This is a genomic window from Actinomarinicola tropica (assembly GCF_009650215.1).
GTDB classification, from domain to species: domain Bacteria; phylum Actinomycetota; class Acidimicrobiia; order Acidimicrobiales; family SKKL01; genus Actinomarinicola; species Actinomarinicola tropica.
In genome coordinates this window covers 1,876,402-1,903,364 of record NZ_CP045851.1, presented here as the reverse complement: position 1 = coordinate 1,903,364, position 26,963 = coordinate 1,876,402, and the positions used below count along the sequence as shown (strand labels likewise).

General features: G+C 74.1%; 29 protein-coding genes and 1 pseudogene. 23 read left to right on the top strand and 7 right to left on the bottom strand.

Features of this window, described 5'->3' with window-relative positions; genetic code table 11:
- The 10 genes from tatB to GH723_RS09320 all read left to right on the top strand — a co-directional run bounded on the left by tatB (window position 1) and on the right by GH723_RS09320 (window position 9,219).
- A complete protein-coding gene (tatB, locus tag GH723_RS09365; protein ID WP_153759394.1) occupies window positions 1-273 on the top strand; it encodes a Sec-independent protein translocase protein TatB in 273 nt (90 codons plus the stop codon).
- Entirely contained in the window at window positions 270-1,022 is a 753-nt protein-coding gene (tatC, locus tag GH723_RS09360; RefSeq protein ID WP_229022751.1) for a twin-arginine translocase subunit TatC, read from the top strand. Before tatB ends, tatC begins: the two co-directional genes overlap by 4 nt.
- Window positions 1,019-3,691, top strand: a complete 2,673-nt coding sequence (locus GH723_RS09355) for a DEAD/DEAH box helicase (protein ID WP_153759392.1) — start codon at window positions 1,019-1,021, stop codon at window positions 3,689-3,691. Before tatC ends, GH723_RS09355 begins: the two co-directional genes overlap by 4 nt.
- A complete protein-coding gene (locus tag GH723_RS09350; RefSeq protein WP_153759391.1) occupies window positions 3,672-4,283 on the top strand; it encodes a diacylglycerol/lipid kinase family protein in 612 nt (203 codons plus the stop codon). Before GH723_RS09355 ends, GH723_RS09350 begins: the two co-directional genes overlap by 20 nt.
- Before the next feature lie 16 nt (window positions 4,284-4,299).
- On the top strand, window positions 4,300-5,502 hold the full coding sequence (locus tag GH723_RS09345; RefSeq protein ID WP_153759390.1) for a M20 family metallopeptidase: 1,203 nt from the start codon (window positions 4,300-4,302) through the stop codon (window positions 5,500-5,502).
- 64 nt (window positions 5,503-5,566) lie between these two features.
- Window positions 5,567-7,189 carry an FAD-dependent thymidylate synthase gene (locus GH723_RS09340; protein WP_153759389.1) on the top strand — a complete coding sequence of 541 codons (1,623 nt, stop codon included), beginning with the start codon at window positions 5,567-5,569 and terminating at the stop codon, window positions 7,187-7,189.
- Window positions 7,190-7,290: 101 nt separating this feature from the next.
- Window positions 7,291-7,764 carry a DUF4193 family protein gene (locus GH723_RS09335; protein ID WP_153759388.1) on the top strand — a complete coding sequence of 158 codons (474 nt, stop codon included), beginning with the start codon at window positions 7,291-7,293 and terminating at the stop codon, window positions 7,762-7,764.
- A gap of 1 nt (window position 7,765) precedes the next feature.
- Window positions 7,766-8,308, top strand: coding sequence for a hypothetical protein (locus tag GH723_RS09330; protein WP_153759387.1), 543 nt, complete (start codon window positions 7,766-7,768; stop codon window positions 8,306-8,308).
- 3 nt (window positions 8,309-8,311) lie between these two features.
- Window positions 8,312-8,809 carry a GNAT family N-acetyltransferase gene (locus GH723_RS09325; protein ID WP_153759386.1) on the top strand — a complete coding sequence of 166 codons (498 nt, stop codon included), beginning with the start codon at window positions 8,312-8,314 and terminating at the stop codon, window positions 8,807-8,809.
- Window positions 8,806-9,219: an NUDIX hydrolase gene (locus GH723_RS09320; RefSeq protein ID WP_153759385.1), complete on the top strand. Its 414-nt coding sequence runs from the start codon at window positions 8,806-8,808 to the stop codon at window positions 9,217-9,219. The genes GH723_RS09325 and GH723_RS09320 overlap by 4 nt, the downstream gene beginning before the upstream one ends.
- 37 nt (window positions 9,220-9,256) lie before the next feature.
- Here GH723_RS09320 and GH723_RS09315 read toward each other — a convergent pair whose 3' ends face one another.
- Window positions 9,257-10,018: a crotonase/enoyl-CoA hydratase family protein gene (locus GH723_RS09315; protein WP_153759384.1), complete on the bottom strand. Its 762-nt coding sequence runs from the start codon at window positions 10,016-10,018 to the stop codon at window positions 9,257-9,259.
- 88 nt (window positions 10,019-10,106) lie between these two features.
- Between GH723_RS09315 and GH723_RS09310 the strand changes: the two genes are divergently transcribed.
- Window positions 10,107-10,673 carry an HAD family hydrolase gene (locus tag GH723_RS09310; protein WP_195210212.1) on the top strand — a complete coding sequence of 189 codons (567 nt, stop codon included), beginning with the start codon at window positions 10,107-10,109 and terminating at the stop codon, window positions 10,671-10,673.
- Here the strand turns inward: GH723_RS09310 and GH723_RS09305 are convergent.
- Entirely contained in the window at window positions 10,658-12,145 is a 1,488-nt protein-coding gene (locus tag GH723_RS09305; RefSeq protein WP_153759382.1) for a hypothetical protein, read from the bottom strand. The two genes, GH723_RS09310 and GH723_RS09305, sit on opposite strands and share 16 nt — an antisense overlap.
- Before the next feature lie 122 nt (window positions 12,146-12,267).
- On the opposite strand from GH723_RS09305, the gene GH723_RS09300 reads away from it, so the two are divergent.
- The gene (locus tag GH723_RS09300) at window positions 12,268-13,410 is read left to right on the top strand and encodes an ATP-binding protein (RefSeq protein ID WP_195210211.1); all 1,143 of its coding nucleotides are present in this window, start codon (window positions 12,268-12,270) and stop codon (window positions 13,408-13,410) included.
- 107 nt (window positions 13,411-13,517) lie between these two features.
- Here GH723_RS09300 and GH723_RS09295 read toward each other — a convergent pair whose 3' ends face one another.
- Window positions 13,518-14,453 carry an NAD(P)H-dependent flavin oxidoreductase gene (locus tag GH723_RS09295; RefSeq protein ID WP_195210210.1) on the bottom strand — a complete coding sequence of 312 codons (936 nt, stop codon included), beginning with the start codon at window positions 14,451-14,453 and terminating at the stop codon, window positions 13,518-13,520.
- A 42-nt stretch (window positions 14,454-14,495) separates the two neighbouring features.
- On the opposite strand from GH723_RS09295, the gene GH723_RS18800 reads away from it, so the two are divergent.
- Complete coding sequence (locus tag GH723_RS18800) at window positions 14,496-15,449, top strand: hypothetical protein (protein WP_229022750.1); 954 nt, start codon at window positions 14,496-14,498, stop codon at window positions 15,447-15,449.
- Window positions 15,450-15,546: 97 nt separating this feature from the next.
- On the top strand, window positions 15,547-16,257 hold the full coding sequence (locus GH723_RS09290; protein WP_229022749.1) for a histidine phosphatase family protein: 711 nt from the start codon (window positions 15,547-15,549) through the stop codon (window positions 16,255-16,257).
- On the opposite strand, the gene GH723_RS09285 is transcribed toward GH723_RS09290, so the two are convergent.
- On the bottom strand, window positions 16,243-17,568 hold the full coding sequence (locus GH723_RS09285; protein WP_153759378.1) for a LemA family protein: 1,326 nt from the start codon (window positions 17,566-17,568) through the stop codon (window positions 16,243-16,245). The two genes, GH723_RS09290 and GH723_RS09285, sit on opposite strands and share 15 nt — an antisense overlap.
- Window positions 17,569-17,606: 38 nt before the next feature.
- Between GH723_RS09285 and GH723_RS09280 the strand changes: the two genes are divergently transcribed.
- Complete coding sequence (locus tag GH723_RS09280; protein WP_153759377.1) at window positions 17,607-18,599, top strand: D-2-hydroxyacid dehydrogenase; 993 nt, start codon at window positions 17,607-17,609, stop codon at window positions 18,597-18,599.
- 26 nt (window positions 18,600-18,625) lie between these two features.
- Here the strand turns inward: GH723_RS09280 and GH723_RS09275 are convergent, their stop codons facing one another.
- Together GH723_RS09275 and GH723_RS09270 are read right to left on the bottom strand one after the other, a co-directional pair.
- On the bottom strand, window positions 18,626-19,546 hold the full coding sequence (locus GH723_RS09275) for an alpha/beta fold hydrolase (protein ID WP_153759376.1): 921 nt from the start codon (window positions 19,544-19,546) through the stop codon (window positions 18,626-18,628).
- A 47-nt stretch (window positions 19,547-19,593) separates the two neighbouring features.
- Window positions 19,594-20,397 (bottom strand): phytanoyl-CoA dioxygenase family protein, encoded by an 804-nt coding sequence (locus GH723_RS09270; protein WP_153759375.1) that lies wholly within the window; start codon window positions 20,395-20,397, stop codon window positions 19,594-19,596.
- A 70-nt stretch (window positions 20,398-20,467) separates the two neighbouring features.
- On the opposite strand from GH723_RS09270, the gene GH723_RS09265 reads away from it, so the two are divergent.
- The 7 genes and pseudogenes from GH723_RS09265 (at window position 20,468) to cobT (ending at window position 25,679) form a co-directional block, all read left to right on the top strand.
- Window positions 20,468-21,118 carry an adenosylcobinamide amidohydrolase gene (locus GH723_RS09265; protein WP_153759374.1) on the top strand — a complete coding sequence of 217 codons (651 nt, stop codon included), beginning with the start codon at window positions 20,468-20,470 and terminating at the stop codon, window positions 21,116-21,118.
- The gene (locus tag GH723_RS09260; RefSeq protein ID WP_153759373.1) at window positions 21,115-21,615 is read left to right on the top strand and encodes a bifunctional adenosylcobinamide kinase/adenosylcobinamide-phosphate guanylyltransferase; all 501 of its coding nucleotides are present in this window, start codon (window positions 21,115-21,117) and stop codon (window positions 21,613-21,615) included. The genes GH723_RS09265 and GH723_RS09260 overlap by 4 nt, the downstream gene beginning before the upstream one ends.
- A complete protein-coding gene (locus GH723_RS09255) occupies window positions 21,612-22,340 on the top strand; it encodes an adenosylcobinamide-GDP ribazoletransferase (RefSeq protein WP_153759372.1) in 729 nt (242 codons plus the stop codon). The genes GH723_RS09260 and GH723_RS09255 overlap by 4 nt, the downstream gene beginning before the upstream one ends.
- Window positions 22,337-23,236, top strand: coding sequence for a CobD/CbiB family cobalamin biosynthesis protein (locus tag GH723_RS09250; RefSeq protein ID WP_229022748.1), 900 nt, complete (start codon window positions 22,337-22,339; stop codon window positions 23,234-23,236). The genes GH723_RS09255 and GH723_RS09250 overlap by 4 nt, the downstream gene beginning before the upstream one ends.
- Window positions 23,233-24,159: an aminotransferase class I/II-fold pyridoxal phosphate-dependent enzyme gene (locus GH723_RS09245; protein ID WP_153759371.1), complete on the top strand. Its 927-nt coding sequence runs from the start codon at window positions 23,233-23,235 to the stop codon at window positions 24,157-24,159. Before GH723_RS09250 ends, GH723_RS09245 begins: the two co-directional genes overlap by 4 nt.
- Window positions 24,156-24,566 (top strand): annotated as a pseudogene (locus tag GH723_RS19230) (HAD family hydrolase); the annotation flags it as partial. The gene GH723_RS09245 and the pseudogene GH723_RS19230, both read left to right, overlap by 4 nt.
- Before the next feature lie 72 nt (window positions 24,567-24,638).
- Window positions 24,639-25,679, top strand: a complete 1,041-nt coding sequence (gene cobT, locus GH723_RS09240; RefSeq protein ID WP_407650244.1) for a nicotinate-nucleotide--dimethylbenzimidazole phosphoribosyltransferase — start codon at window positions 24,639-24,641, stop codon at window positions 25,677-25,679.
- Window positions 25,680-25,710: 31 nt separating this feature from the next.
- On the opposite strand, the gene GH723_RS09235 is transcribed toward cobT, so the two are convergent.
- On the bottom strand, window positions 25,711-26,100 hold the full coding sequence (locus tag GH723_RS09235; protein ID WP_153759369.1) for a hypothetical protein: 390 nt from the start codon (window positions 26,098-26,100) through the stop codon (window positions 25,711-25,713).
- Window positions 26,101-26,197: 97 nt separating this feature from the next.
- On the opposite strand from GH723_RS09235, the gene GH723_RS09230 reads away from it, so the two are divergent.
- Window positions 26,198-26,962 (top strand): class II aldolase/adducin family protein, encoded by a 765-nt coding sequence (locus GH723_RS09230; RefSeq protein ID WP_153759368.1) that lies wholly within the window; start codon window positions 26,198-26,200, stop codon window positions 26,960-26,962.
- The last annotated feature ends 1 nt before the right edge of the window (window position 26,963 follow it).

Genomic DNA, 26,963 nt, shown 5'->3' with positions numbered 1-26,963 from the left:
ATGTTCAACGTCGGTGGTGGAGAGGTGCTCGTCATCCTCCTCGTGGCCCTCGTGGTCCTCGGCCCCGACAAGCTGCCCGGGGCCGTGCGCAAGGTCGGCCAGGTCGTCAGCGAGGTCCGCAAGATCTCGGCCGGGTTCCAGGCCGAGATGCGCACGGCGATGCTCGACGAGGACGCGAGCCGACGCATCGGTGGCGGAGATCCGCCACCGCCGACCACCGAGCGGCCCGACGACGACCCCTGGTCGCGGCTCGACACGGACCGTCCGGAGTGAAGCTCGGACGACGCGGCGACGGGACCGCACGCGATCCCGAGGCCCACATGACCCTGATCGAGCACCTGGCGGAGCTGCGGTCGCGCATCATCACGTCGGTGCTCGCCGTCACCGCCGGTGCGGTCGTCGCCTTCTGGCAGTACGAGCCGATCATCGACTGGCTGAGCGGCCCCTACTGCGAGATCCGACCCGACGCCGAGTGCGTCTTCCTCCAGACCGACCCGCTCGAGAGCTTCGGCGTGCGCATCACCGTCGCCGTGTACACCGGGCTCGCCCTCGCCATGCCGATCGTGCTGTTCCAGGTCTGGCGGTTCATCACCCCGGGCCTCCACCCGCGCGAGAAGCGCTACGCCGTCCCCTTCGTCACCGCGGGCGTGGTCCTGTTCGTGCTGGGTGCCGGGCTGGCGTTCTGGACGGTCCCGAAGGCCCTCGACTTCCTCGTCAGCATCGGTGGCGACCAGTTCGAGCAGTTCTTCTCCGGTTCCGCCTACCTGAGCTTCCTCGTGAAGATGATGGTGGGCTTCGGCATCGGCTTCGAGTTCCCGATCCTGCTCGTGTTCCTCCAGATCGCCGGGATCCTCTCGCCCGACCAGCTCGCCGGCATCCGCCGCTACGCGATCGTCGGGATCGTCACGCTCGTCGCGGTCATCACCCCGAGCGGCGACCCGATCAGCCTCGCGATCCTCTCGGTGCCGATGTACCTGTTCTTCGAGGCCTCCATCGTCATCGGTCGGCTCCTGCGGCGATGACCGCCAGGGACCGCCGCCGCCACTTCGAGTCGCAGGTCGGGTTCCCCCTCGACCCGTTCCAGGTCCAGGCGCTCGACGCCGTCGACGCCGGACGCTCCGTGCTCGTCGCCGCTCCGACCGGGTCGGGCAAGACGGTGGTGGGGGAGTACGCCGTCGACGTGGCCCTCGACGAGGGGCGTCGGGTCTTCTACACGACGCCGATCAAGGCGCTGTCCAACCAGAAGTACAACGACCTCGTCGCCCGGCTCGGCGCCGATCGGGTCGGGCTCCTCACCGGCGACAACTCGATCAACGGGTCCGCGCCGGTCGTCGTGATGACGACCGAGGTGCTCCGCAACATGATCTACGCCCGGTCGAGCGCCCTCGACCTGCTCCGGTGGGTGGTGCTCGACGAGGTCCACTACCTGCAGGACGAGTACCGGGGCCCGGTGTGGGAGGAGGTCATCATCCACGCGCCGGCCGACGTCCGTCTCGTCTGCCTCTCCGCCACGGTGTCCAACGCGCCCGAGCTCGCCGAGTGGATCGAGACCGTCCGCGGCCCCACGGACGTCGTGGTCGAGACCACCCGACCGGTCGAGCTGGTCAACCACTTCCTGGTGGGTGACCGCCAGAGCGACCGGATGCACATGATCGACATGCTCCCCGGCGGGCGGCCCAACCCGGAGGGACGGCGCTTCGACGCCGACCTCGGGCGCGGCCCGCGGGGGAGCAAGGGTCGCGGCCGGCGGCGCTGGTACACGCCGCGACGGGTCGAGGTGATCGAGATGCTCGCCGAGCGCAACCTCCTGCCCGCCATCACGTTCATCTTCAGCCGGGCGGCGTGCGACGACGCCGTGAAGGCCGTGCTCGACAGCGGCATGCGCCTCACGACCGCCGAGGAGCGCGAGCGCATCCGTGAGATCGTCGACGAGCACCTGGCCTCGATGGACGACGCCGACCTCGCCCTGCTCGGCTACGACCGCTGGCTCGCGGGTCTCGAGGCCGGGGTCGCCGCCCACCACGCCGGGATGGTCCCCCCGTTCAAGGAGGCGGTCGAGGCGATCTTCGTCGAGGGTCTCGCCAAGGCGATCTTCGCCACCGAGACCCTCGCCCTCGGCATCAACATGCCCGCCCGCAGCGTCGTCATCGAGAAGCTCACCAAGTTCGGCGGCGAGCGCCACGAGATGCTGACGCCGGGCCAGTACACCCAGCTCACCGGGCGAGCGGGTCGCCGGGGGATCGACCGCATCGGTCACGCGATCGTGCTCTGGTCGCCGTTCGTCACCTTCGACGAGGTCGCCGGTCTGGCCTCGAGCCGCAGCTTCGAGCTGACCTCCGCGTTCCGACCCACCTACAACATGGCCGCCAACCTGGTGCGCCGCTACGACGCCGACCAGGCCGTCGAGCTGCTCGAGCAGTCGTTCGCCCAGTTCCGCGCCGATCGCCACGTCGTCCGGCTCGGCCGTCGGATCGAGCAGCGGCGCGAGGCACTGGCGGACGCTGCGGCGACGGCGACCTGCGAGCTCGGGGACGTGGGGGAGTACCGCGAGCTCCAACGACAGGCGCAGAGCGTCCGGTCCGGCCCTGACGGCGGCGAGCGGGCACGAGCGCTCGCCGCGCTCCGTCCCGGCGAGGTGATCGACGTCGAGCGGGGCAGCGCCGCGGGGCCGGCGGTCGTCATCTCGGTGTCGGAACGGCGGGGCGGGGCGGTCAAGGTGCGCGCGCTCGGCGGGCCGCGGCACGTCCTCAGCCTCGGCCCCGATGACGTCAGCGGCTTCCCGCAGGTCCTCGGGCGCATCGAGCTGCCGACCCCGTTCGCCCCCAACAACCGCGCGTTCCTCACCGAGGTGCGGCGCCGACTGCGCGACGCCGACCTCGCACCGGCGGCCCGGCGTCGCAACCGGCGACGCGGGGGCGAGCGGATCGGTCACCCCGTCGAGGGCTGCCCGGACCTCGAGGTGCACCTGAGGGCCCAGCGTCAGGTCGAGCGGCTCGAGCGAGAGCTGCGCGACCTCGAGCGGGTGCGCCGGTCGCGCACCGCCAGCCTGAGCGCCACGTTCGAGCGGATCCTCGAGCTGCTCGAGGACTGGGACCACCTCGCCGGGTGGGAGCTCACCGAGGCCGGGCAGGTCCTGGCGCGGATCTACCACGAGTCCGACCTCCTCGTCGCCGAGTCGATCCGCCAGGGCGAGCTCGACGGGCTCGACCCGCCGACGCTCGCGGGCGTCGTCGCCACGTTCACCTACGAGCACCGCAGCGCCCAGCCGCCCCCCGAGCCGTGGTTCCCTCCCGGACCGATGGCCGAGCGGATCGACCGCATCGACGCCATCGCCCGCTCGCTGAACCGCGACGAGATGGCGTCGGGGCTCCCGCTCACCCGCCGGCCCGACCCCGGCTTCTCCGCCCTGGCCCACGCGTGGGCCTCCGGCGACGAGCTCGACGACGTGCTCTCCGAGGAGACGGTCTCGGGTGGCGACTTCGTGCGCAACGTCAAGCAGCTCATCGACCTGCTGCGCCAGATCGGCTCGGTCGCGCCGCTGGCGAGCACCGCCGCCGCCGCTCGCGCCGCATCCGATGCCCTCCTGCGCGGCGTCGTGGTCGCCTCCTCGGCGGTGGGGACGGGCGCCGACGACGACGAACCGGTCGAGGACCTCGAGGAACCGGACCCCGGTGCCGATCCGCAAGGGTGAGGACTGGGGGACCGAGGCCCCGCTCCCCGACGACGCCGTCGAGGTGCGCAGCGACGCCGAGGCTCGCGCGATCGTGACGGCTGCGCTGCGCGCCGGCGAGCCGCCGCCTCCCCTCGCCCTGCTCGGTGGCGACCTGGCACGCGCCGTCGGGTCCACCGGCGACCCGGCCCGCCTGCGGCGCGGCACCACTCGGCACCTGCCCCTCGACGTGGGCCAGGTCGACGTCGACGGTGCGCGCCACTGGTTCGTCGCCCACCTGGTCGTGCGACGGCGGCTGTGGCAGGGCCGCTTCTCGGCGGTGATGAACACCGAGTACCTGGGTGACTGGAAGCTCGCCCCCCGCGCCCACCCTGGCGACGGCCTCCTCGACGTCCTCGACGGCCGCCTCTCGCTCGACGACCGCCTCAAGGCCCGGTCGCGGGTCGGGCGGGGCGAGCACCTGCCCCACCCCGGGATCGACGTCCGCCGGGTCCCGGACCTCGACGTCACCCTGGCGCGACCCACCACGGTCCGCCTCGACGGCGAGTCGGTCGGTGTCGGGCGGGTGCTCTCCGTCAGGGTCCTGCCCGACGCCGTCGTCGGGATCATCTGAACCCTAGGGTGGGGCGATGGACCTCACGTCGCTGAAGCACCGCGTCGCCGAGGACGTGCGCTCGCGCGCCGACGTCCTGCTCGACGTCTCCCACCAGATCCACGAGCGACCCGAGCTGAACTTCGAGGAGCGCCACGCCCACGACGTCCTGTGTGCCGCGCTCGACGTCGGCGGGCTCGACGTGGAGCCCCACGCCTACGGCCTCGACACCGCGTTCGCGGCGCGCGCCGGCGACGGCGACGGCCCGCTCGTCGCCGTCATCTGCGAGTACGACGCGCTGCCCGAGATCGGCCACGCCTGCGGCCACAACATCATCGCCGCCGCGGGCCTCGGGGCCGGGTTGGCCGCCGCGGCCCTCGCCGAGGAGCTCGGCGGGCGGATCGTCGTGCTCGGCACCCCGGCCGAGGAGGGCGGCGGCGGCAAGGTGCTCATGGGGCGCCAGGGGGCCTTCGACGACGTGGCGGCGGCCATGATGATCCACCCCGCGGACGCCGACCTCACCGCCATGGACACGATCGCGATCCACCAGCTCGAGGTCAGCTACGACGGGCGCGAGGCCCACGCGGCCGCGCACCCCGAGCTCGGCCTCAACGCCCTCGACGCCGCGGTGCTCGGCTACGTCAACGTCGCCGCGCTCCGCCAGCACATCGGTCCCGACGAGCGGATCCACGGCATCATCACCGACGGCGGGGCCAAGCCGAACATCGTACCGGCCCACGCCGCCGCGCACTGGTACGTGCGCTCGCCGAGCCTCGCGACGCTCGAGCCGCTGAAGGAGCGGGTGAGCGCCTGCCTGAGCGCCGGGGCCGCGGCCGCCGGCTGCACGATGCACGCCCACTGGAACGACCCGCCGTACGCCGACATGCTCGACAACGACCCCGTCGTCGAGGCCTTCCGGGCCAACGCGGCGCAGGTCGGCCGGGACCACCGGCGTCCCGACCCGCGGGCCCGCGTCGTCGGCAGCACCGACATGGGCAACGTCAGCTACCTGACGCCCTCGATCCACCCGATGATCCGCGTGGCTCCACCGGGCGTCTCGATCCACACCGCGGCGTTCACGCGCCACGCTGCCGGAGCCGAGGGCGACGCGGCGGTGATCGACGGTGCGATCGCCATGGCGGCGACCGTCCTCGACCTCTGGGCCGACGAGGACCTGCGGCGCCGGGCGGCCGACGACCTCCGTCGGGCCACGGAGGGTGACCACCCCCCGGTCCTCTGACCGCCCGGCCACCGCGCTCCGCGGTCCCCGGGACGCGGGGGCCCAGCACCTAGTGTCGGGCGCCGTGACCGTCTACGTCGCCGAGGAGTTCTCGCCCGCGGAGTCCGACATCCTTCGTCGGTACTTCACGAACCTCGACGGACCGGTCTTCGCCCTGGTCAACCTGCCCGAGGTCGTGAAGGGCGCACTGTTCGCCCGGTACTCGCGCTCCCCGAAGTCGCTGCGCCGGCTGTTCCTCGACGAGTTCGTCGGCGACCTCGACATCGAGGGCGACCAGACGATCGACGCCACCGTGGGGCTCCGCCGGGCCGAGGAGCTCTACGACCGCGTCTTCCTCGAGTACGGCGACGACTCGGTGGCCCAGCTCGGGGGGGTGCACCTCGCCTGCGAACAGGCGTCGAACGTGCTGACCAAGGTGCTCGAGTGGGGGCGGCTCATGTCCTACCTCGAGCAGTCCACCCGCTACATCTCCTACGACACCCGCATCGGCGGTCGGTACCGCTTCCACCGCGACCCTGCGGTGCTCTCCTCGCACCTCGGCACCCGCTTCGTCGGCGACATGGACCGGATGTTCGACACCTACGCCGGTCTCCTGCCGGTCGTCCAGGACTGGTTCCGGCGGGAGATCCCGAAGGACCCCGGCGACTCCGACCTCGTCTACCGCCAGGCCGTGCGGGCCAAGGCCTTCGACGCGCTCCGGGGAATCCTCCCCGCGGCGTCGCTCTCGAACGTCGGCATCTACGGCACCGGCCAGGGCTACGAGCAGCTGCTGCTGCGCATGCGCGCCCACCCGCTCCCCGAGGCCCGGACCTACGCCGACCTGATGCTCTACGAGCTGCGCAAGGTCATCCCGTCCTTCCTCAAGCGGGTCGACCTCGCCGACCGGGGCGGGGCGTGGAGCACCTACCTCTCCACCACCCGCGACGACCTCTCCACGCTCGCCGCCCGGCTCCTCGAACCCGGGGGATCGGGCGACGCCGCCCCCCACGACGCCGAACCGGTGGTCACGCTCGTCGACCACGACCCCGACGCCGAGGTCAAGTTGGTGGCGAGCATGCTGTACGCGGCGTCCGACCGGCCCGAGAGCGAGCTGCTGGAGCTGGTGCGCGCCATGTCGATCGACGATCGGCTGGCGGTCATGCGGGCCTACGAGGGGCAACGGGGGAACCGACGTCACAAGCCGGGACGTGCGCTCGAGCGCGTCGGCTACCGCTTCGACGTCCTCGCCGACTACGGCGCGTTCCGCGACCTCCAGCGTCACCGGATGCTCACGATCGAGTGGCAGCAGCTGAGCCCGGCCCACGGGTACACCCGCCCGGCTGCGGTCGACGCCGCCGGTGGCGCCGCGGCGTTCGACGAGGCGATGGAGCGCTCGGCAGCCCTCCACGCCGCGATGGTCGAGCCGTTCCCGCACCAGGCCCCCTACGCCGTCGCCCTCGCGTACCGCATCCGCTTCGCCATGCAGTTCAACGCCCGGGAGGCGATGCACCTCCTCGAGCTGCGCACCACGCCCCAGGGCCACCCCGCGTACCGGGCGGTCGCCCAGCAGATGCACCGGCTCATCGCCGAGCAGGCCGGGCACCGCGCCATCGCGGAGATGATGCGCTTCGTCGACCACTCCGGCGAGGCCGATCTCGAGCGGCTGGACGCCGCTCGACGCGAGGAGCGACGTCGGCACGGTTCGTGACCGATTTTTCGCTGCGCTGTTCGTGGGATCCCGGCGGGTTGTGCCTATGATCCGCCCGCGACCGCTCCCACCGTCCCCCCACCCCCTGTCCCGAGGACCACATGGCTGACGACGACCTGATCGAGGAAGAGATCGACGAGGAGTTCGACGAGGACATCTCCGACGAGGAGGACCTCGACGAAGACCTCGACGACGATCTCGACGACGACCTCGCCGACGGGTCCGACGACACCGAGGACGAGGACGAGGAGGACGAGGAGGAGGCCGTCGAGACGGCCGCCCGCCGTCGTCCCCGCAAGGGTGACGAGGAGGAGGACGAGGACGACGACGAGGAGCTCGATCCCGACGACGTCGAAGCCGACCTCGACGCCATCCTGAAGGACCGCATCGCGGCGTCCGACGACGAGGACGAGGAGGACGAGGAGGAGACCGTCGAGGTCGACACCAGCAGCGAGGGGTCCAGCCGGATCCAGCCGAAGCGTCCCGGCGAGTTCGTCTGCCAGTCCTGCTTCCTCGTGAAGCACCCGAGCCAGCTCGCCGACGCCGACCTCATGTACTGCAAGGACTGCGTCTGACGTGAGCGAGGAGCGCGACCCGCTGGCGGTGCTGCTCGACACCGTCGTCTACGCCCCGATCGGCGCGGCGCTGCACGGTCCCGAGGCCGTGGAGGAGCTGGCGGCGAAGGGGCGCCAGGACGTCGCCAACGCACGCGTCATCGGCAAGCTCGCCCTGGCGCGCGGTCGTACCGAGGCGGTGCGCCTCGCCGGCGAGGTGCAGGACGTCGTCGGGGACCTCCTCGTCGCCGCGGCCCGCGCCGCGGGAGCGCCGATGGCGGGCCCGACCACGCCTCCGCCCACGACCGACGCGCCGGCGGACGGGCCTCCGACGACCGCTCCGAGCGAGCCAGAGGAGGCCACCCACCTCACGGTCGTCCCGGACGCCGCGCCCGACGCGGAGGAGCTCGCCATCCCCGACTACGACAACCTCTCGGCGTCCCAGGTGGTGCCCCGGCTCGACGACCTGGCCGAGGACGAGCTCGCCGCGGTCCAGGCCTACGAGCGTGCCCACCGAGGTCGGATGACGATCCTCAGTCGCATCGCCCAGCTCCAGGCCAGCTGATCGGTGGAGTCCGCGCGCCCGGCACGCCCCGAGGACCTGCCCCGCATCGCCGAGCTAGCCGCAGCGGTCATCGAGGAGCTCACCCCGATGCGCGGCGGAGAGATCTGGGCGCGCCAGACGGCCCGGAGCCTGCCGGTCGACGGTGAGCTGGCCTCCGCTCTCGACGACCCGGACCAGCTCCTCGTCGTCGGCGAGGTCGACGGCACCACCATCGGCTACGCCGCGGTCCGCATCGAGCGGCTGCGCGACGGTGGTGCGCTCGCGGTCCTCGACGACCTCTACGTCGAGCCCGACGCCCGCGGGGTCGGGGTGGGCGAGGCGATGATGGACCAGGTCGTGGAGTGGGCGACGGCCCAGGGCTGCATCGGCATCGACTCGGTGGCCCTGCCGGGCAACCGTGCTACCAAGAACTTCTTCGAGAGCTTCGGCCTCGTCGCCCGTGCGATCGTCGTCCACCGACCGCTCGCACCCGAGGTCGACACCGGGGAGGGGCCGGTGTGACGACGCCGACGGCGGTCGAGCTGTGCGTCGGCGCGCTCGTCGTCGACGACGGCCGGCTCCTGCTCGTCCGGCGGGGGCACGGCCCGGCAGCGGGGGAGTGGTCCGTGCCCGGGGGCCGGGTGGAGCCAGGGGAGACCCTCCCCGAGGCCGTCCTGCGGGAGCTGGCGGAGGAGACCGGCGTCCAGGGCCTGTGCGGCGACCTCGCCGGGTGGGTGGAGCGCATCGACGACGACCGCCACTTCGTCATCCTCGACTTCTGGGTGACGACGCTCGACCCGATCGAACCGGTGCCCGGCGACGACGCCGCCGAGGCCGAGTGGGTCGGTCTCTCCGAGGTCGGCGAGCGGCGACTCGTCGACGGCCTCGGTCAGTTCCTCATCGACGTCGGCGTGCTCGACCGGCTCCTTTGAGCGGGCCGGGCCACGCCGCGTCGATCGGCGGCAGGGGCTACCGGCCCTTCCACTCCGGGGCTCGCTTCTCGATGAAGGCCCGCGGACCTTCGGCGTAGTCCTCGGTGTTCACGAGGCGGGCGAAGGCCTCTCCCGAGAGCCGGAAGCCGGTGGCGTCGTCGGCGCCGCGGCTCTCCTTCATCACGCCGAGGCTCTCGCGCACCGCGAGCGGCGCGTTGGCCTCGATGCGGCCGGCGAGCTCCATCGCGGTGTCGAGCGCGGATCCGTCGTCGCAGAGGACGTTGACCAGCCCGAAGTGGTGGGCGCGCTCGGCCTCGATGGGGTCACCGGTGAGCACCAGCTCGGTGGCCACGTTCTGGGGCAGCTTCTGGGCCAACCGGAAGAGGCCGCCTGCGGCGGCGACGAGCGAACGCTTCACCTCGGGCACGCCGAAGCGGGCCGAGCGGGAGGCGACGACGAGGTCGCAGGCGAGCACGATCTCGGTGCCGCCGGCGAGGGCGGGACCGTCGACGGCGGCGATCACCGGCTTGGTCCGCTCGCGGCTCACGATCCCGGCGAAGCCGCCTCGCGACGTGTTGAGCCCGCCGGCGTTGCCGCTCGCGATCTCCTTCAGGTCGGCGCCGGCGCAGAAGACCGGTCCCGCGCCGGCGAGGACGGAGATCCAGATGTCGTCGTCGCCCTCGACGCGGTCGATCGCCTCCTCGATGCCTGATGCGACGGCGGCGTTGACCGCGTTGCGGGCCTCGGGACGGTTGATGGTGATGAGCGCGGTGTGGCCGCGCACCTCGACGTCGATCATGCCGGGCACCCTAGTCCGGGTCAGCACCGCGCTCGGACATTGGGTATCAGCAATTCGACGGGCCCGGGGCGTGCGATCATCGGCCGCCATGGACCTGCGCCCCGCCGCCGCCGTCGTCTTCGACCTCGACGGGACCCTCGTCGACTCCGATGCCGCACTCGACGCCGCCTGGGTCGCGTGCGGCGTCGCACCCGAGGACATCACCCACGGCCACGTCCTCGCCGCGGAGTGCGCCCGCCTCGGCGTCGCGGTCGAGGACTACCTGGCGGCCTACGACCCGACGGCGGTGGTGGCGTTCCCGGGCGTCGAGGAGATGCTGGCCGAGATCGGGCGGTGGGCCGTCTGCTCGAACAAGCGGGCCGAGGTCGGCCCGCGCGAGCTCGACGCCCTCGGGTGGCGGCCCGAGGTCGCGCTCTTCGCCGACGCCTTCGCCGGACCGAAGGAGCTCCCGCCGGTGCTCGATGCCCTCGGGCTCGACGCCGAGACGGTGGTGTTCGTCGGCGACACCGACCACGACCGTCGGGCGGCCGACGCGGTCGGGTGCCGCTTCGTCTGGGCCGGGTGGAACCCACGGGTGGGCGAGCACCCTGGCGACGAGGTGGCGGCGGAGCCGGCCGACGTCGTCCGCGCCGCGCGGGGTCAGCTGCTCGGCTGATCCTCGTCGGTCGAGGGGGCCTCGGCCTCCTCGACCGCGGTCTCGATCGCCACGGCCACCTCGGCCGCGGCCGCCGAGGCCTCGGCGGGAGCATCCTCCGCCGTCGACGCCTGCTCCTCGACGGGGGCCGTGGGCTCGGGCTCGGGGGCGCTGGCCTCCGGCTCGGCGACGTCGGATGCGGCGGCGGGCGGCGAGGCCGGCGTTGCGGCCGGCGGTGTGTCGGCGGGAGGCGGCGGTGGGACGGCACGGCCGCCACCGCCACCGCGGCCGCCGCGCCGGCTGCGAGCGGTCGGTTGGACGCCGAACAGCGTGGCGATCTGCGGGGTGCGCGAGGCGAGCTTGCGGACCGCCGCCATCAGCGCGTCGCCGGGCTCGGCCGGGACGGCGGCAGGGACGACCTGCTGGCGGACGGGGGAGTAGGCGACGGCGTCGAGCACGGTGGCCCAGCGCTCCTGGGTGACCTCGGAGCCGAGCGCCTCACCCGCCGCCGTGGCGAGGGAGGTGGCGAGCTCGGCGGGCAGCGGCGCGCCGGCCTTCGGCGGCCGGGAGCTGAGCCGGAGGGCCCGCACGACGCGACCGTCGCGCAGCGTCTCGCTCATCTCGGCGAGCCACGCCGCGTGCTCGGCCTCGACCCGGCGGTTCAGTCCCTCGCGGAGCTGGTCGGCCACCTGGCGTGCCTCGTCGTCGCGCGCGCCGGTGTCGGCGGCGACGACCACCGACCGCAGGTCCCGCAGGTCGAGCTCCTCGAGGGAACCCAGCGCGGCATCGGCGCGGTCGCGCCACTCGGCGGCGCGCAGGCGGGGGAGGAGCCGCTCGGCGATGGCGACCAGCGGCTCGGCCTTCACCTCGGGACGGCCGTCGGCACGGGCCTGCTCGTTCTGCTTGTCGACCGCCTGGCGGACGGCCGGGATCCCGCCGCGGAGCACCTGCTCGGCGATGGGACGCTCCTCCTCGGGGAGGCCCTCGAGGACGGCGCTGCGGTGGGTGCGCCCCGGTCGCAGGCGCTTGGGCTTGGGCTTGGCGGGCGCCGGCTCGGGCCGGGGGCGCCGTTCGCCGCGGGGACGATCGTCGGCGGAGCGGCCCGATCGGCCGCGCTCGCGCCGGGGCCGGTCGCCACGGTCGCCGCGGTCTGCGCCGTCGTCGCCGTCGCGCCGACGGCCACGACCCCGCCGGTCGTCCCGGCGCTTCGGTGCCAGGGTGGACGTGACGAGCTGGTCGTCGGCCAGGGGCCGCCCGATCACCTCGATGCGGTCGGGCTCGTGGCGCTCGGCGCGTGGTGCGAGGACGCTCGTGATCGTGATCCCGTCGATGTCGAAGTCGGCATCGGCGCGCACGACGTCACCGACCTTGGCGCCCTCGTGCAGCAGGCCGCCGTCGAGGGTGCCCTTGGGCTGGCGGGCGCCGGCGGCGCGCCAGGTCCAGGTACCGTCCTCTCGGGCGCTGGTGAGCTCGACCTCGATCCTTCGCGGCATGTGTGCAGACGCTAGCCGCGCCCGCAGGCGGTTCCGTCCGCCGCCCATTGGTATGCTCGCACCGTACCAATTTGGTACGTACCGCGCGCACTGCATGCGCGGCGCCGGGAGGGAGGGGAGCCGTGGACGCCGACAGGAACCCGTTCGAGTACGTGCGCCCCCTGCGGCCCGAGGACGTCACCGGTCGCGACGCGCTCGTCGACCGGCTCGTCGGCGCGGTGCGCGCCCGCCACATCGTGGCCGTGGCGGGGCCCCGCAGGTTCGGCAAGACGTCGATCCTCGGGCGGGTGGCCCAGATCGCCGAGCAGGTCGACGCCGTCGACGTCGTCACCGTCGACTGCTTCGGGCTGGCCTCCCTGGGCGAGTTCGCCGTCCGCCTCGAGACGGCCATGTCCGGGCTGCGCGGCCCGGCCCGGCGCCTGGCGTCGCGGCTGCTGGCGCCGAGCGAGCTCGGCCTCTCGATCACCCCGGGCGTCGGGTTCAAGGTCCGCTTCGGCCAACGGGACGCTCCGGACGCGTCGGCGGTGCTCCACGCCCTGCTCGACACGCTCGTCGCCGTCTCGGAGCAGCGAGGTGGGCTCCTGCTCGTGCTCGACGAGTTCCAGGACGTGGCGCGGGTCGAGCACCTCGACGCCGTCCTGCGCACCCACCTGCAGCACGCCCGCGAGGTCGCGGTCCTGTTCGCCGGGTCCCGGCCCTCCCTGATGCGGGCGCTGTTCGAGGACCGGACCCGCCCGTTCTACGCCCAGGCGGAGATCATCGAGGTCGAGCGGTTCGACGTGGACACCGCCGCCGGCATCGTCGAGGACGGGTTCGCCGCCACCGGCGACGACGCCGGTCCCGGCGGCGAGATCGTCGCCCACGCCACCGAGGGCCACCCGCAGCGGCTGATGCTCGTCGCCCACCTCATGTGGGAGCTCGTCGATCCGGGCGGCGCGGCCGACGCCGAGGTCGCCGGCGCGGCGCTCGAGGCCGCACACGCACGCACCGAGGCCGAGCATCGGGCCACGGTCGACGGGCTCGACCGGACGCACCGGGACACGCTCCGGGCCGTGGCGGGCTACGGCTCGCCGTACGCCCGTGCAGCGGAGCGCACGCTGGGCCTGGCACGGTCGAGCGTCCAGGGCGCGGTCGGCGCTCTCACCGCCGACGCGCTGCTCGAGCGCACGTCGGACGGCGCCTGGCGGGTGGTCGATCCGCTGTTGGCGCACTGGCTCCGGGCGACGCTGCCCCCACCCGGCGGGGTCCGCACCAGCCGCCGATAATGCATGTTCTGTAAAGTTGGCCTGGGACTCGGCGAGGACGGCCCCCGGCCAGCCCGCGGTTCGACCAGCCTCCGGCTCGACCAGCCTCCGGCTCGACCAGCAGAGCCTCAGCCCGACGGGTACTGCTGGCCCAGTGCCCCGATCGTCTCGTGGAAGCCGGCGACGGTCTCGGCGATGATCTCGGCGACGGGCTTCACCTCGTCGATGCGGCCGACGACCTGACCGCCGAGGGCGATCGACGCCTCCATGTCCCCGCCGAAGTACAGGTCGGCGACAGTGGCGAACTCGGCCATGCTCACCTTCTCCTCCCGCTCGAGGCGCGTCGTGCGCTCGGTGCGCAGGGCCCGTAGGCCCGGGCTGGCGAAGCGGTTGAGGAACACCGTGTCGGTCTCGGCGGCGTCGACGATGGCCTGCTTCCAGTTCTCGTGCACCGGCGACTCCGCCGCCGACACCATGCGCGTGCCCATCTGCACGCCCTCGGCGCCGAGCGCGAACGCGGCCGCCATCGTGGGACCGTCGACGATGCCGCCGGCGGCGATGATCGGCACGTCCACCTGGGAGCGCACGAGCGGCAGGAGCACCATCAGGGCGACGTCGCGGGGGTTCTTGAAGCCGCCGCCCTCGCCACCCTCGACGATGAGCCCGTCCACGCCGGCCTCGACCGCCTTCAACGCGCCCTTGAGGGTGGGCACGACGTGGAACACGGTCAGGCCCGCGTCCTTCAGCTGGGCGGTGTAGCGCGTCGGATCACCAGCCGAGGTCGTCACGAACCGCACGCCCTGGTCGATGACGAAGTCGACGATCTTCGGGTCCCGCACGAACGCCTGCGCCACGTTCACGCCGAAGGGCTTGTCGGTGAGGTCGCGCATCTTCTCGATCTCGGCCCGGACGGCGTCGAGCTCCCCCGACGAGGTCTCGATGATGCCCATGCCGCCGGCGTTGGAGACCGCCGAGGCCAGCTGGGCGCGGGCGATCCAGCCCATCGGCGCCTGCACGATCGGCACCTCGACGCCCAGCATCTCGGTCACCCGGTTCTCGATCACGGCCACTCCCCTGGTCGGCTCCTGCCGTTCTAGCATCGCCGGATGGCCGGCTCGCCGAGGTGCGCCCGTGCGCTCCTCGTGGCGCTCGCCGTAGGGGCCGCGGCGTGCACGGCCTCGTCGACCACCGACGTCGTCCCGACCTCGGATCAGACCACGGTCGCTCCGACCCCGACGGCCGATGCGGTGCCGACACCCACCGCCGATGCCCTGCCCTGTCCGGACCTGGCGCTCGGACGGCCGTTCGCCACCGTGGCCGATCCGGCGCTCACCGAGATCTCCGGTGCGGTGGCCAGCCCCACGACGCCCGATCGGGTCTGGGTGCACGAGGACTCGGGCACCGCGCCCGTGCTGCACCAGCTGACCCTCGGCGGCGCCACCGAGGCCACCTGGCAGCTCGACGGCGTCGACGCCGTCGACTGGGAGGACATCGCCGCGCTCCCCTCTCCCCCGGCGCTCCTCGTCGGCGACATCGGCGACAACCGCAGGGTCCGCACGAGCGTCGTCGTGCACCGCCTCGCCGAGCCGGCCACGTCGGGCACCGGTCCGCCCGATGCCACGATCGAGCTGCGGCTGCCGACGCCGACCAACGCCGAGGCCCTGCTCGTCGACCCGAGGAGCGGCGATCTGGTCGTCGTCACCAAGGACCTCGCCGGCGATGCGGAGGTCCTCGTCGCCGCGGGGGTCGCGCTCGCCGACGACGGCACCGTCCACACCATGGAGGTCGCCGGCACCCTCTCCCTCGGCCTCCTCGCTCCCGTGCTCGCGGGCGACGTCGCACCCGATGGCCACGCGGTCGCCCTGCGCACCCCGTCGGACGTGCTGTGGTGGACCGTGGGCGACGACGAGTCGCTCGCCGACGCCCTCCTCGGACGGGACCCGTGCCGCCTTCCGTCCACCGTCGACGTCTACGGCGAGGCGCTGGCGATCCTGTCCGCGCCGGCGGGCTACCTCCTCCTCGGCGAGGGGACGAACCCGGCGATGCCGGTGGCGCGCTGAGGCCCGTTCACCCGAGCGCCACGAGGGCGCCACCCCGACGCCGGGCTCGGGCCCACCGGCGTTGGTACCGTCGGCGCGACCGACCAGAGGAGCCCCGTTGTCCGACGCCGAGCCGCAGAACGAGACCGCCGAGATCCGCCAGTACCGCTTCACCCCGCCGCCCGGTGCGACCCAGCTGATCCTCGTCCGCCACGGCGAGTCGGCGCCCCACGTCCCCGGAACGCGGTTCGAGCTGGTCGACGGCCACGGCGACCCGGCGCTCTCCGAGCTCGGGCGGTGGCAGGCCGAGCGGGTCGGCGACCGGTTGGTCCACGAGGACATCGCCGCGATCTACGTCACGACCCTCCAGCGCACCCACCAGACGGCCGCGCCCCTCGCCACGCGCCTCGGGATCGAGCCGATCGTCGAGCCCGAGCTGCGGGAGGTGTTCCTCGGCGACTGGGAGGGCGGTCTCTACCGCGAGCGCATCGCCGCCCGGGATCCGATCGCCGAGACGATGTTCCGCGAGGAGCGCTGGGACGCCATCCCCGGTGCCGAGTCGAACGACGCCCTGCGGGACCGGGCCGTCGGTGCCATCGAGAGGATCTGCGCCGCCCACCCGGACCAGCAGGTCGTCGCGGTGGTCCACGGCGGCATCATCGGCGCCCTCCTCGCCCACGCCGCCAGCTCCCGCCCGTTCGCCTTCACCGGCGCCGACAACGGGTCGATCCACCACCTGGTCATCACCGAGCAGCGCTGGATCATCCGGCGCTACAACGACACCGGCCACCTCGACTCGATGTCGGCGGTGCCCTCACCCCTCACCTGAGGTCGAGGTCGAGGTCGGGTCGCCCTCGAGCGCAGGTGGAGGCGCCTGGGCCGGTCGCGCCGGGGGCTCCGACGCGCCCCAGAGCCTGAGCTCGTCACCGGGGACGGACCACGCCAGCAGCCGGCCGGGCATCTGCTGGCGGCGATCCCGCAGAACCGTGACGGCGTCGTTGTAGAAGGTGCGGGCCGCGGCCAGGCCGTCCTCGGTCCGCCGGAGATCGTCGAACAGCGCACCGGCGTGAGCATCCGTGCGCAGCTCGGGGTGGGACTCGGCCAGCGCGAGGAGCGCGTCGGCCGCCACCCCCTCCTCCTCCGGCGTGCGCGCCGCCGCGAGCAGGGCCGCCTGCTCGGCGTCCATCGCGGCCCGCACCACCGACGTCACCTGCGGGACGAGGTCGTGGCGACGCCGGAGCTGCACCTCGACGAGCGCCCATGCCGCCCGAGCCCGTTGGTGCACGTCGACCAGGCGGTTGCGGAGGCGGACGACGTAGGACACGGGCAGCACGACGAGGACGGCCGCGACCCCGACGAGCGCGTCGGGCACCGCCGCGTCCCAGGCGATCCCTCGACCCTCGGTGACCGGTGCGTCGCCGAGGACGCCGAGGGCGTGGGCGGCGACGACCGCACCGACCACGCCGGCCAGGAGCATGACCAGCAGGGCGACCGCCTGCAGCGCGGTCCGTCGCAGCGCGGCGTCCTCGTCGCCGGCGGCGATGAGGGGTCGGCGGCGGAACTCCAGCGCCACGGCGTCGTCGCGCAGCGTCGCCTCGCCGAGGACGTAGATCGCCTCGCCGGGCCGGATCAGCCACTCGGTCGAGCGGTGAGCGTCGAGGGAACCTGTCGCAGCGATCGTCAGCCCGTGGTCCTCCGCGGCCAGCCGCGCCAGCAGGTCGAGCCCGGTCGTCCGGGACGGTCGCCCGGCGTGCGATGCCCGTCGCCGCTCGGTCGCGTACACCGACGCCCCCTCGGGTCGGATCAGCACCCGGCCGGAGTCGTCCTCGATCCAGAAGGGCGCAGCGGAGGACTCGTCGTGCACGGTCCGCCAGCGGCGCCGACCCTCGGCGTCGCGCTCCTCGCGCTCGAGCAGCGACCGGAACCAGACGCACTCGACGCCGGCGTAGGGCGCGACGATCGGCCGGTCGAGCGGCGCGGCCCGTCCACGGAGCTCGTTCGTCCCGACGAAGACGTGGGCGGCGTCGGAGGTCGGGGTGTCGGCGATGTCCCACAACCGCCGCCACATCGCGTAGCCGAAGCCGCCGCCGACCACGACGGCCACCAACGACGCGACCAGCCCCGCAACCGCCCAGCCCATGGCCGGGAGTCTGGCAGATCGTCCGGCAGACTCACCGGATGGACGTCTTCCTCACCGCCGCCGCCCGCTCGCTCCACCGCAGCGTCCTCGACGAGGCCGCGCCCTCCGCACGCTGGCTGTGCCTGGGCGACGACGGCACGCTGCGCGACGAGTCCAGCGGCGAGGAGCTCGACATCCGCACCGCGACGCCGGAGGTGGCGTGGATGACCACCGACCTCGTCGACGGCGGACCGATGCGACCGTTCTTCGGCCTCGTCACCCGCTCGTCGTCGCTGCGGTGGCTCCAGTCCTCGGCGGCGGGCTTCGACGCACCGGTGTTCGGCGAGCTCGTCCGCCGCGGCGTGCGGCTCACCGCCTCCCACATCGCCGGGCCACCGATCGCCGACTTCGTGCTGCGCGCCGCGCTCGACCACCTGCAGGACGCCGATGCGTGGCGGGCCGCCGCGGCACGCCACGAGTGGGATCCCCACGAGCTCGTGGAGATGGGGTCCACCCGGTGGCTGGTGATCGGCCTCGGCACGATCGGCCGCGAGGTCGCCGTGCGGGCCCGGGCCTTCGGCGCCCACGTGACCGGGGTGCGCCGCTCCCCCGTCGGCGACGAGCCCGTCGACGCCATGGCCCGACCCGACGAGGTGCCGGGGCTGCTGCCCGAGTCGCACGTGGTGGTGCTGGCGACCCCGGCCAACGCCGGCACCGTCCACCTCGTCGACGAGGACTTCCTGCGTCACATGCGCGCCGACGCCGTGCTCGTCAACGTCGGCAGGGGCGCGCTCGTCGACGAGGGCGCCCTCCTCCCCGCCCTCGACGAGGGCCAGCTCGCCCGGGCGGTCCTCGACGTCACCGAGACCGAGCCGCTGCCCGCCGACGACCCGCTCTGGGACCACCCGAAGGTCGTCGTCACACCCCATTCCTCGGCCCTGGGCGACGGGCGACGGCGCCGTGCGGCCGAGGCGTTCGTCGAGAACGTCCGGCGCTACGTCGGCGGCGAGCCGCTCCTCCACGAGGTCACCGTCGACGACATCGACGCCTGATCGGGCCGTCGACGGCGACCTGCGGCTCAGCCGTCGCCGTGGGCGAAGCGATCGATGATCCGGGCCAGCTCGAGCGGCTGGTCCCCCTGGATCGAGTGGCCGGCGTCGGGCACGACGACCACCTCGGTGCCGGGACGGCGCCGCAGCAGCTCGTCGACGCCCTCGTCGGTCACCACCGAGCCCTTCGCCCCGCCCCGCACGAGCAGGTACGGCGCGACGATCGACTCGATCTCCTCCCACGGGTCGGGCCGCTCGACCTCCGGTGCGTCGGCGCGGTCCCGGCGGTCGTAGCGCCACTGCCAGGAGCCGTCGTCGGCACGGCGCGCGTTGTGCACGATGCCCCGACGCAGCGAGGTCTCGGAACGGGTGGGGTTGTACTGCACGGTGCGCTCGAGGATCTCCGCGAAGCTCGGGAAGCTCTGGGGCCCGGCGATGAAGTCGTGGATGTCCTTCACCGCCTCGCTGCTCGGGTTGGGCGTGATGTCGACGGCGACGACCCGCCGGACGAGGTCGGGGCGCCGCGCCGCGAGCGAGCTCACGGTCGCACCGCCGAGGGACATGCCGACGACGACGACGGGTTCCTCGCAGAGCTCCTCGAGCACCACGGCCAGGTCGTCGGCGAGCTGGTGAGGTCGGTACCCGAAGTCGTCGCGCCAGTCGGAGTGACCGTGGCCCGGGAGGTCGACGGCGAGCAGCGGTCGCCCGAGCGCGAGGGCCACGGTGTCCCAGGTGTGGGCGTTCTGGGCCGATCCGTGCACGAGCACGAGCTCGATCGGCCCGCTCCCCCACCGGAGGGCGCTCACGCAGCGGGAGCCGGCGACGGCGACCTCGACCCGCTCCACCGTCGGCGGCCCGGACCACGGGAGCCCGACCTCCTCGGCGTTCTCCCGCAGGTAGGCGAGCTCGTCGTACTCGAAGTCGGGCGCGGTCGGGTCGGTCGATGCCATGTCCTCGGTCTCCCCCTGGTCGGACGAGCCGAGTCTGCCACCCGAGGTCAGCCCTGCAGGACCCGCCGCGGGTGTCGACCGTCGACGTAGCCGACGAAGGGCGGGCAGATGCCGTAGCCGAGCAGCTCCTGGAGCCGGGGCGGGAGGGCGGCCGCGACCTCGCGCGGCACGGCGAGGAGGTGGTTCTCCTGGGCCCGGAGGTACGCCCACGCGTACTCGAGGATCACGCCGAGTCGTGGCGCGCCGGTCGTGTTCGCACCGCCGCCGTGCCAGAGGCTACCCAGGTAGAACATGACCGAGCCGGCGGGCATCTCCGCGGGGATCGGCGGCTCGTCGGGTCGCGGCTGGCCGCCGTGGCTGCCGGGCACGAGGAGCGTGGCGCCGTTCTCGGCGGTGAAGTCCTCGAGGGCCCACATGGTGTTGACGACGAACTCGCGATGCGGGTCGGGCAGCGGGTAGATCTGGTCGTCGCGGTGCAGCGGCTGTGCGGGCGACCCGGGACCGATCTCGATGCCGGTCGGAGCGCTCAGCTGGTGGTGCTCGAGGATCGCGTCGACCACCCCGAGCACCAGGGGGTGGATCGCCAGGTCGTCGAACGCCCGGGTCTTGGCGAACAGGGCGTAGATGCGCTTCGTCGCGAAGCCCTCGAAGTCGTTGCGGCCCTCCGGCGTGGTCGCGAGCACCGGAGCCAGGGCGTCGCGGATCGCCGCCACCCGCTCGTCGTCGAGGAACCGCTCGACGACGACGTACCCGTGCTCGCGAAGGCCGGCGACCACCGTGGCGACGTCGACGTCGGGCCCGACGCGCGTCGGCGCGGACGGCACGGCCTGCGACGATCCCCCGTCTCCCATGGGCCCATGCAACCCCACCGGTCGGTCGCTGTCGAGCCGCGCCGCGGGGCCCCGCTACCGTCTGCGACACATGGTGACCGACTGGTTCGAGCGCGAGGAGGGTGGGCACCGGCTGCCCGTCGTCGTCCTCCGACCCGACGCGCCACGGTGGGCCGTGTCGTCGGCGACGCTCGGCGGGGGGCTCGGCCTCCGCCACTGGATCCTCAACGCGACCGTGCACCGGGGCTACAGCCGTGACGACCCGGAGGTGCACCTCGCGGAGCTGGCCCTCGAGGTCGGTCTCGACGGGCCCGGCGTCGGGCTGATGACCGCCGTCGACGTCCGGCGCATGGTCACGACCGTGGACGGCGGCGTCACCGTCCGGGCGACCGTCGGCGTCGAGGAGCCGTCGTGGGCCGCGGCCCCGAGCCCCGATTGGCACGCCGAGGGCGCCGTCGCCGTCGGCACCATCAACGTGGTGGTCGATCTGCCGGTGCGGATGTCCGACGCGGCGCTCGTCAACGCCGTCGCGACGGCCACGGAGGCCAAGTCGCAGGCCATGGCCGAGGCGGGGTGGGCCGGGACGGGCACGCCCACCGACGCCGTCTGCATCCTCTGCCCGACCGAGGGAGCGGCCCAGCCCTACGGCGGACCACGGTCCGTGTGGGGTGCCCGCATCGCCCGCGCCGTGCACGTGGCCGTGACGGAGGGCCTCGCCACCCAGGACGCGGACCTCCCGTGATCGTCCTCGTCCTCGGCGGCGCCCGCTCGGGCAAGTCCGCGGTCGCCGAGCAGCGGGCCCACGTGCTCGCCGACGGCGGTCCCGTCACCTACGTGGCCACCATGGTCCCGTCCGACGACGACGCGGATCTGGCGGCCCGACTGGAGGCGCACCGCGCCCGCCGGTCCGCGACGTGGCACACCGTCGAGCCCCCGTTCGACCTCGCCGAGGTGCTCGCCACCACCCCCGGCACCGTGCTCGTCGACGCGCTCGGACCGTGGGTCGCCGCCCGGCCCGACATGGAGGTCGACACCGACGGGCTGGTCGCCGCGCTCCGCCGCCGCAGCGAGCCCGTCGTGCTCGTCTCCGACGAGGTCGGCATGGGCGTGCACCCCGAGACCGCCGCCGGACGACGCTTCCGCGACGCGCTCGGGGCGCTGAACCAGGCCCTGGCCGCGGCGGCCGACGAGTCGCTGCTCGTCGTGGCCGGGCGCGTCCTGCGCCTCGAGGCGCCGTGAGCCGCTCCCTCGACGCGGGTGGGTTCCGGACGGCCGCCAGCTTCCTCACCGTCGTCGGGCGAGCAGCCACGCCGACGCCGTCCGCGCTGGGTTGGTTCCCCGTCGTCGGCGCCGCGATCGGTGCCGGCGTCGGGCTCGCCTGGTGGGGTGCCGACCAGCTCTGGCCCCCGCTGCTCGCCGCGGTCGTCGCCGTCCTCGCCGACCTCGTCCTGACGGGCGCTCTGCACCACGACGGCCTGGCCGACAGCGCCGACGGGCTGCTCCCCCACGCCGATCGCGAGCGACGCCTGGCGATCATGCGGCAGCCGGACGTGGGTACCTTCGGGGTCATGGCCCTCGCCACCACCACCCTCGTCCGCGTCGGGGGGTTCGCGGCCGTCGACCCTCGCCCGCTCACCATCGCCGGCCTCTGGTGCGGGTCGAGGACGGCGATGGCTGTGATCGCCCGCACGCGCCCCTACGCCCGCGCCTCCGGGATCGCCGACGCGTTCCTCGGCGGGTCCGCTGCCAGCGTGGGGCTCCTCGGCGCGGTGACGGCCCTCGCGCTCGTCCTCGTCGGGTCCGGTCTGCCCGGCGCCGCCGCTCTCGTCGCCCTCGCTGCGGGCGCGGCGCTCGTCATGTCCCTGGCGGCGCGGCGCATCGGCGGCTTCACCGGCGACGTGCTCGGCGCCGCGGGCCTCGTCGGCGAGTCGGCCGGCCTCCTCGTCCTGGCGGCCCGCTGGTGAGGGGCCGACACGCCCGGGGAGCGGCGATCGGCCTCCTGGCCGACGGCGTCGTCCGCCACCCGAGTTGGGTGCCCCATCCGCTGTCGCTGTTCGGCACGGCCATGGGCCGGCTCGAACGTCGCCTCCACGCCGACGACGTCGGCGCCGGTGCCCGGTACACCGCGGCGGGCGTGGCGCTCGGGGCGGCCGCCGCGGTCCCCCTCCGCTCCACCATCCTCGCCACGTGGCTGGCGACGGGAGGCCACCAGCTGCACGAGGTGGCCATCGACGTCGCCGACCGGCTGGAGGACGACGACCTCGACGGCGCGCGGGACCTGCTGCCGTCGCTCGTCGGGCGGGATCCGGCTGCGCTCGACACGAGCGGCGTGGCCCGGGCGGTCGTCGAGTCCGTCGCCGAGAACACCGTCGACGCCGTCGTGGCCCCTGCGATGTGGGCGGCCGCGGCCGGACCGACCGGGGTGCTCGTGCACCGGGCCGTCGACACGATGGACTCGATGGTCGGGTACAGGACCGAGCGCTACGAGCGCTTCGGCCGGGTCGCGGCGCGGCTCGACGACGCGATGGCGTGGGTCCCCGCCCGCGCGACGGCGCTGCTCGTCGCCGCGGCTCGACCCGACGCGGCCCGCGCCGTGCTGCGTGCCGTGCGCCGCGACGCGCCGGCGCACCCGTCGCCGAACGCCGGCGTGGCCGAGGCCGCGTTCGCCGCCGCGCTCGGCCTCCAGCTCGGCGGACCCACGCCGTACCCCGGTGGGCGCGTGGAGGATCGGCCCCTCCTCGGCTCGGGGCGTGCGCCCGCTGCGGCCGACATCCGTGCGGCGGTGGAGCTGTCCGCCGACGTCACCACCGCGCTGGCCACGGCACTGGCCGGCTACGGCCTGGCCCGCCTCGGGCGGTGATCGGGGACGTCCCGGCGGCCGGGCCCCACGGAGGTGACGGTGCCGCGATCGCCCGCTGGCTGGGCGTCCCCGTCGAGCAGGTCCTCGACCTCAGCGCCTCGCTCAACCCCGTCGCCCCCGACGTCGAGGCCCTCGTCGTCCGGCACGCTGCGGCGGCACGGCGCTACGGCGACGTGGCACCCGCCGAGGAGAGGCTGGCAGCGCGCCTCGGGGTCGATCCCGACCTGCTCGTGCTGACCGCCGGCGCGAGCCAGGCGATCGCCCTCGTCGCCTGGGCGCGGCCCGACGGGCACGTCGTCGAGCCGGAGTTCAGCGGCTACCGACGGCACCTCCGCTCCGTCGACCCCGGGTCCCCTCGGTGGCGGTCGAACCCCCACTCCCCCTCGGGCCGGCTCGCCCGACCCGACGACCTCGCCTCCGTGTGGGACGAGGCCTACTGGCCGCTCGCGACCGGCACCTGGACCCGCGGCGACCACCGGAACGGCGCCGTCGTCATCGGGTCGCTCACGAAGCTCCTGGCCTGCCCCGGCCTCCGGCTGGGCTACGTGTTGGCACCCGACGTGTCGACGGCCGAGCAGCTGCGTGCGCTGCGGCCCGAGTGGGCCGTCGGCGCGCTGGCGCTCGAGGTGGCGGACGACGCGCTCGACGCCCTCGACCTGGCCGACACGGCTCGGCGCGTGGCCGCGGCGCGCACGGCCCTGGCCACCGCCGTCGCCGCCCACGGCTGGGACGTCGACGCCGCGGATGCACCGTGGATCCTGGTGCGGGGCGCTGCCGGACTGCGTGCGACCCTCGCTCGACGGGCCGTCGTGGTGCGCGACTGCACCAGCTTCGGCTGGCCCGACACCGTCCGCATCGGCATCCCCGGCCCCGCTGATCTCGACCGCTTCCTGTCCGCCCTCCCCCCGCGCGAGGACCCATGACCCATCTCACCGCCCTCCGTCACCGCCTCGACGCCGTGGTGTTCGACGTGGGCGACACGCTCGTCCACGCCGCGCCGCCCGGTACCCCGACCGATGAGCTCGAGGTCCAGCTGCGAACGGAGGTCCTCGCTGACCTCATGGCGCTCCGCGACGCCGGCCTGCGCCTGGCCGCGGTGACCGACACGTCGGTCATGACCGAGCGCGACGTCCGTGGGCTCCTCGCCCCCACCGGCCTCGACGCGCTGCTGGAGGTCGTGGTCACGAGCGTCGACGTCGGGGCCCCGAAGCCCGATCCGCGCTCGCTGCGCACGGCGCTGGACCGGTTGGGCGTCGATGCGTCGCGCGCGCTGTACATCGGCGACGCCGTGGTCGACCGCGGCGCGGCCGACGCGGCGGGCACCTGCTTCGCCTTCGTCGACGCGACCATCCGCAGCACCGCCGAGCGGTGGCTGGACGACGGGAGCGGCCGGTTCGACGCGATCCACCGCAGCTGGGAGGAGCCGGCCGACCCCACGGTCGACCCGTCGGCGCGAGCGGCGCGCGAGCGGTTCGACGCCCTCGCCAAGCCGACCGGCTCGCTCGGGCGGCTCGAGGCGCTCGGCGCCCGCCTCGCGGCGATCGCCGGGTCCTGCCCTCCCCCACGCCCCGCTCCGGCGACGGTGGCGGTGTTCGCCGCCGACCACGGGGTGCACGCCGCGGGGGTCACCGCCTGGCCCCAGGAGATCACCTCCACCATGGTGGGGGTCATGGCGTCGGGGCGGGCGTCGGTCCAGGCGCTGGCCGCGGCCGCACAGGCGGAGGTCGTGGTCGTCGACGTCGGCGTGGCCCACCGGACCGCCCCGGTCGACGGCGTGCTCGATCGGTCGATCCGCCGTGGAACCCGCGACCTGTCGGTCGAGCCGGCGATGACGTTGGCCGAGGTGTCGCGCGCGCTCGACGTGGGCGCCGAGGTCGCCGACGAGCTGATCGCCGGCGGCGCGCGGTGCCTGGTGACCGGGGAGATGGGGATCGGGAACACCACGCCCGCATCCGCCCTCGTCGCCGCCTACTGCGGGCGGTCGGCGGCCGAGGTGACCGGTCGCGGCGCCGGCGCGGACGACGAGACGCTGGCGCGCAAGGTCGGCGCGATCGAATCCGGGCTGTCCCGCCACGACCCGGGTGACGACCCGCTCGTCGTGCTCGCCTCGCTCGGGGGGTTGGAGATCGCAGCGATGGCGGGGTTCGTCGCGGCCGCCGCGTCCCAGCGGGTGCCCGTCGTCATCGACGGCGTGATCGCCGATGCCGCCCTGCTCGCGGCCGAGCGGCTCCTCCCCGGCGTGCGCCACCGCGTCGTCGCCGGGCACCGATCGACCGAGCCGGCAGCCACCATCGCGCTCGACGAGCTCGGCCTCGAGCCGGTGCTCGACCTCGACATGCGTCTCGGGGAGGGCACCGGCGCCGTCCTGGCGCTGCCCCTGCTCGACGCTGCGGTGCGGGCGCTGACCGACGTGGCCACGATCGCCGACGTCATGGGCGACTGAGCACGCGCCACCCCGCAGGAGACGGTCGCGGTCAGCCCGCGGTGTCGACGCGGAGGGCCTGGACCGGGCACTGCACCGGGTACGACTCGGCGCACGGACCCTCGGTCCACACCTCGACGGGCATGCCCTCGGCCAGGTCACCCGTGCCGAGCTCGACCCCGGCGTCGTCCACGACGACCGGCGGAGCGTCGCCCCGTGCCGGCAGCAGGGCCATGCCCTCGAAGTAGGCGTCGTCGGCGTCGGACAGCGCGAACGTCCCCTCGCCGCCGTCGAGGATGCCTCGGACCTCCGCGGGCCGGTCGGGGACGGTCACCGCCGGCGAGGATCCGGATCCGCTGCCGGCACCGTCGCCATCGGCGTCGTCGCCACAGGCGGCGAGGGGCAGGGCGAGGATGAGGGGCAGCAGGAGGAGGCGTCGCATGGGAGTTCGACGTCGGGGGTGGTCGAGCGGTTCCCTCCCCCGCCGGGGTCGGGGCCAGGTTCTACACTGCGACGGCGTTCCCACCTGGAGGTGCACCATGGCCGAGCTCCGGCTGCCGTTCTCCCGCCCGCAGTTCGACTCCGTCGAGCAGGAGCGGCTCCACCTCAAGCAGCGCCTCGCCGCGTCGTTCCGTCTCTTCGGCCGCTTCGGCTTCAGCGAGGGCGTGGCCGGCCACATCACGGCCCGGGACCCGGAGCACACCGATCGCTTCTGGGTGAACCCCTTCGGCATGAGCTTCAACCTCATCCGGGTGTCGGACCTCATCTGCGTGAACCACCAGGGCGAGGTGGTCGAGGGCGAGTACCACGTGAACCAGGCGGCCTTCGCCATCCACTCGCAGGTCCACGCGGCCCGCCCCGACGTGGTGGCGGCGGCCCACGCCCACTCGGTGCACGGCAAGGCCTGGTCGTCGCTCGGGCGCGAGCTCGATCCCCTCACCCAGGACTCCTGCGCGTTCTTCGAGGACCACGCGCTGTTCGACGACTTCACCGGCGTCGTCCTCGACGTCGAGGAGGGCAAGCGCATCGCCCACGCCCTCGGCGAGAAGAAGGCGGCGATCCTCCGCAACCACGGCAACCTCACCGTCGGGCACTCCGTCGACGAGGCCGTGTGGTGGTTCATCACCATGGAGCGCACCTGCCAGGCCCAGCTCCTCGCGGAGGCGGCCGGCGACCCGGTGTCGATCGACCCCGAGCACGCCCGGCTCACCCACGGTCAGGTCGGCTCGGACAGCGCCGGGTGGTTCAGCTTCCAGCCGCTCTACGAGTGGATCACCCGGGCCGAGCCCGACCTGTTCGACTGAC

What these genes read in the sequence shown, in the direction of transcription:
- GH723_RS09355 (WP_153759392.1), top strand. Translation starts at nt 1,019, where the DNA reads ATGACCGCCAGGGACCGCCGCCGCCACTTCGAGTCGCAGGTCGGGTTC.
- GH723_RS09285 (WP_153759378.1), bottom strand. Translation starts at nt 17,568, where the DNA reads ATGGGCTGGGCGGTTGCGGGGCTGGTCGCGTCGTTGGTGGCCGTCGTG.
- GH723_RS09315 (WP_153759384.1), bottom strand. Translation starts at nt 10,018, where the DNA reads ATGATCGACGTCGAGGTGCGCGGCCACACCGCGCTCATCACCATCAAC.
- GH723_RS09275 (WP_153759376.1), bottom strand. Translation starts at nt 19,546, where the DNA reads ATGGCATCGACCGACCCGACCGCGCCCGACTTCGAGTACGACGAGCTC.
- GH723_RS09270 (WP_153759375.1), bottom strand. Translation starts at nt 20,397, where the DNA reads ATGGGAGACGGGGGATCGTCGCAGGCCGTGCCGTCCGCGCCGACGCGC.
- GH723_RS09345 (WP_153759390.1), top strand. Translation starts at nt 4,300, where the DNA reads ATGGACCTCACGTCGCTGAAGCACCGCGTCGCCGAGGACGTGCGCTCG.
- GH723_RS09265 (WP_153759374.1), top strand. Translation starts at nt 20,468, where the DNA reads ATGGTGACCGACTGGTTCGAGCGCGAGGAGGGTGGGCACCGGCTGCCC.
- GH723_RS09305 (WP_153759382.1), bottom strand. Translation starts at nt 12,145, where the DNA reads ATGCCGCGAAGGATCGAGGTCGAGCTCACCAGCGCCCGAGAGGACGGT.
- GH723_RS09230 (WP_153759368.1), top strand. Translation starts at nt 26,198, where the DNA reads ATGGCCGAGCTCCGGCTGCCGTTCTCCCGCCCGCAGTTCGACTCCGTC.
- GH723_RS09235 (WP_153759369.1), bottom strand. Translation starts at nt 26,100, where the DNA reads ATGCGACGCCTCCTCCTGCTGCCCCTCATCCTCGCCCTGCCCCTCGCC.
- GH723_RS09280 (WP_153759377.1), top strand. Translation starts at nt 17,607, where the DNA reads ATGGACGTCTTCCTCACCGCCGCCGCCCGCTCGCTCCACCGCAGCGTC.
- tatB (WP_153759394.1), top strand. Translation starts at nt 1, where the DNA reads ATGTTCAACGTCGGTGGTGGAGAGGTGCTCGTCATCCTCCTCGTGGCC.
- GH723_RS09310 (WP_195210212.1), top strand. Translation starts at nt 10,107, where the DNA reads ATGGACCTGCGCCCCGCCGCCGCCGTCGTCTTCGACCTCGACGGGACC.
- GH723_RS18800 (WP_229022750.1), top strand. Translation starts at nt 14,496, where the DNA reads ATGGCCGGCTCGCCGAGGTGCGCCCGTGCGCTCCTCGTGGCGCTCGCC.
- GH723_RS09335 (WP_153759388.1), top strand. Translation starts at nt 7,291, where the DNA reads ATGGCTGACGACGACCTGATCGAGGAAGAGATCGACGAGGAGTTCGAC.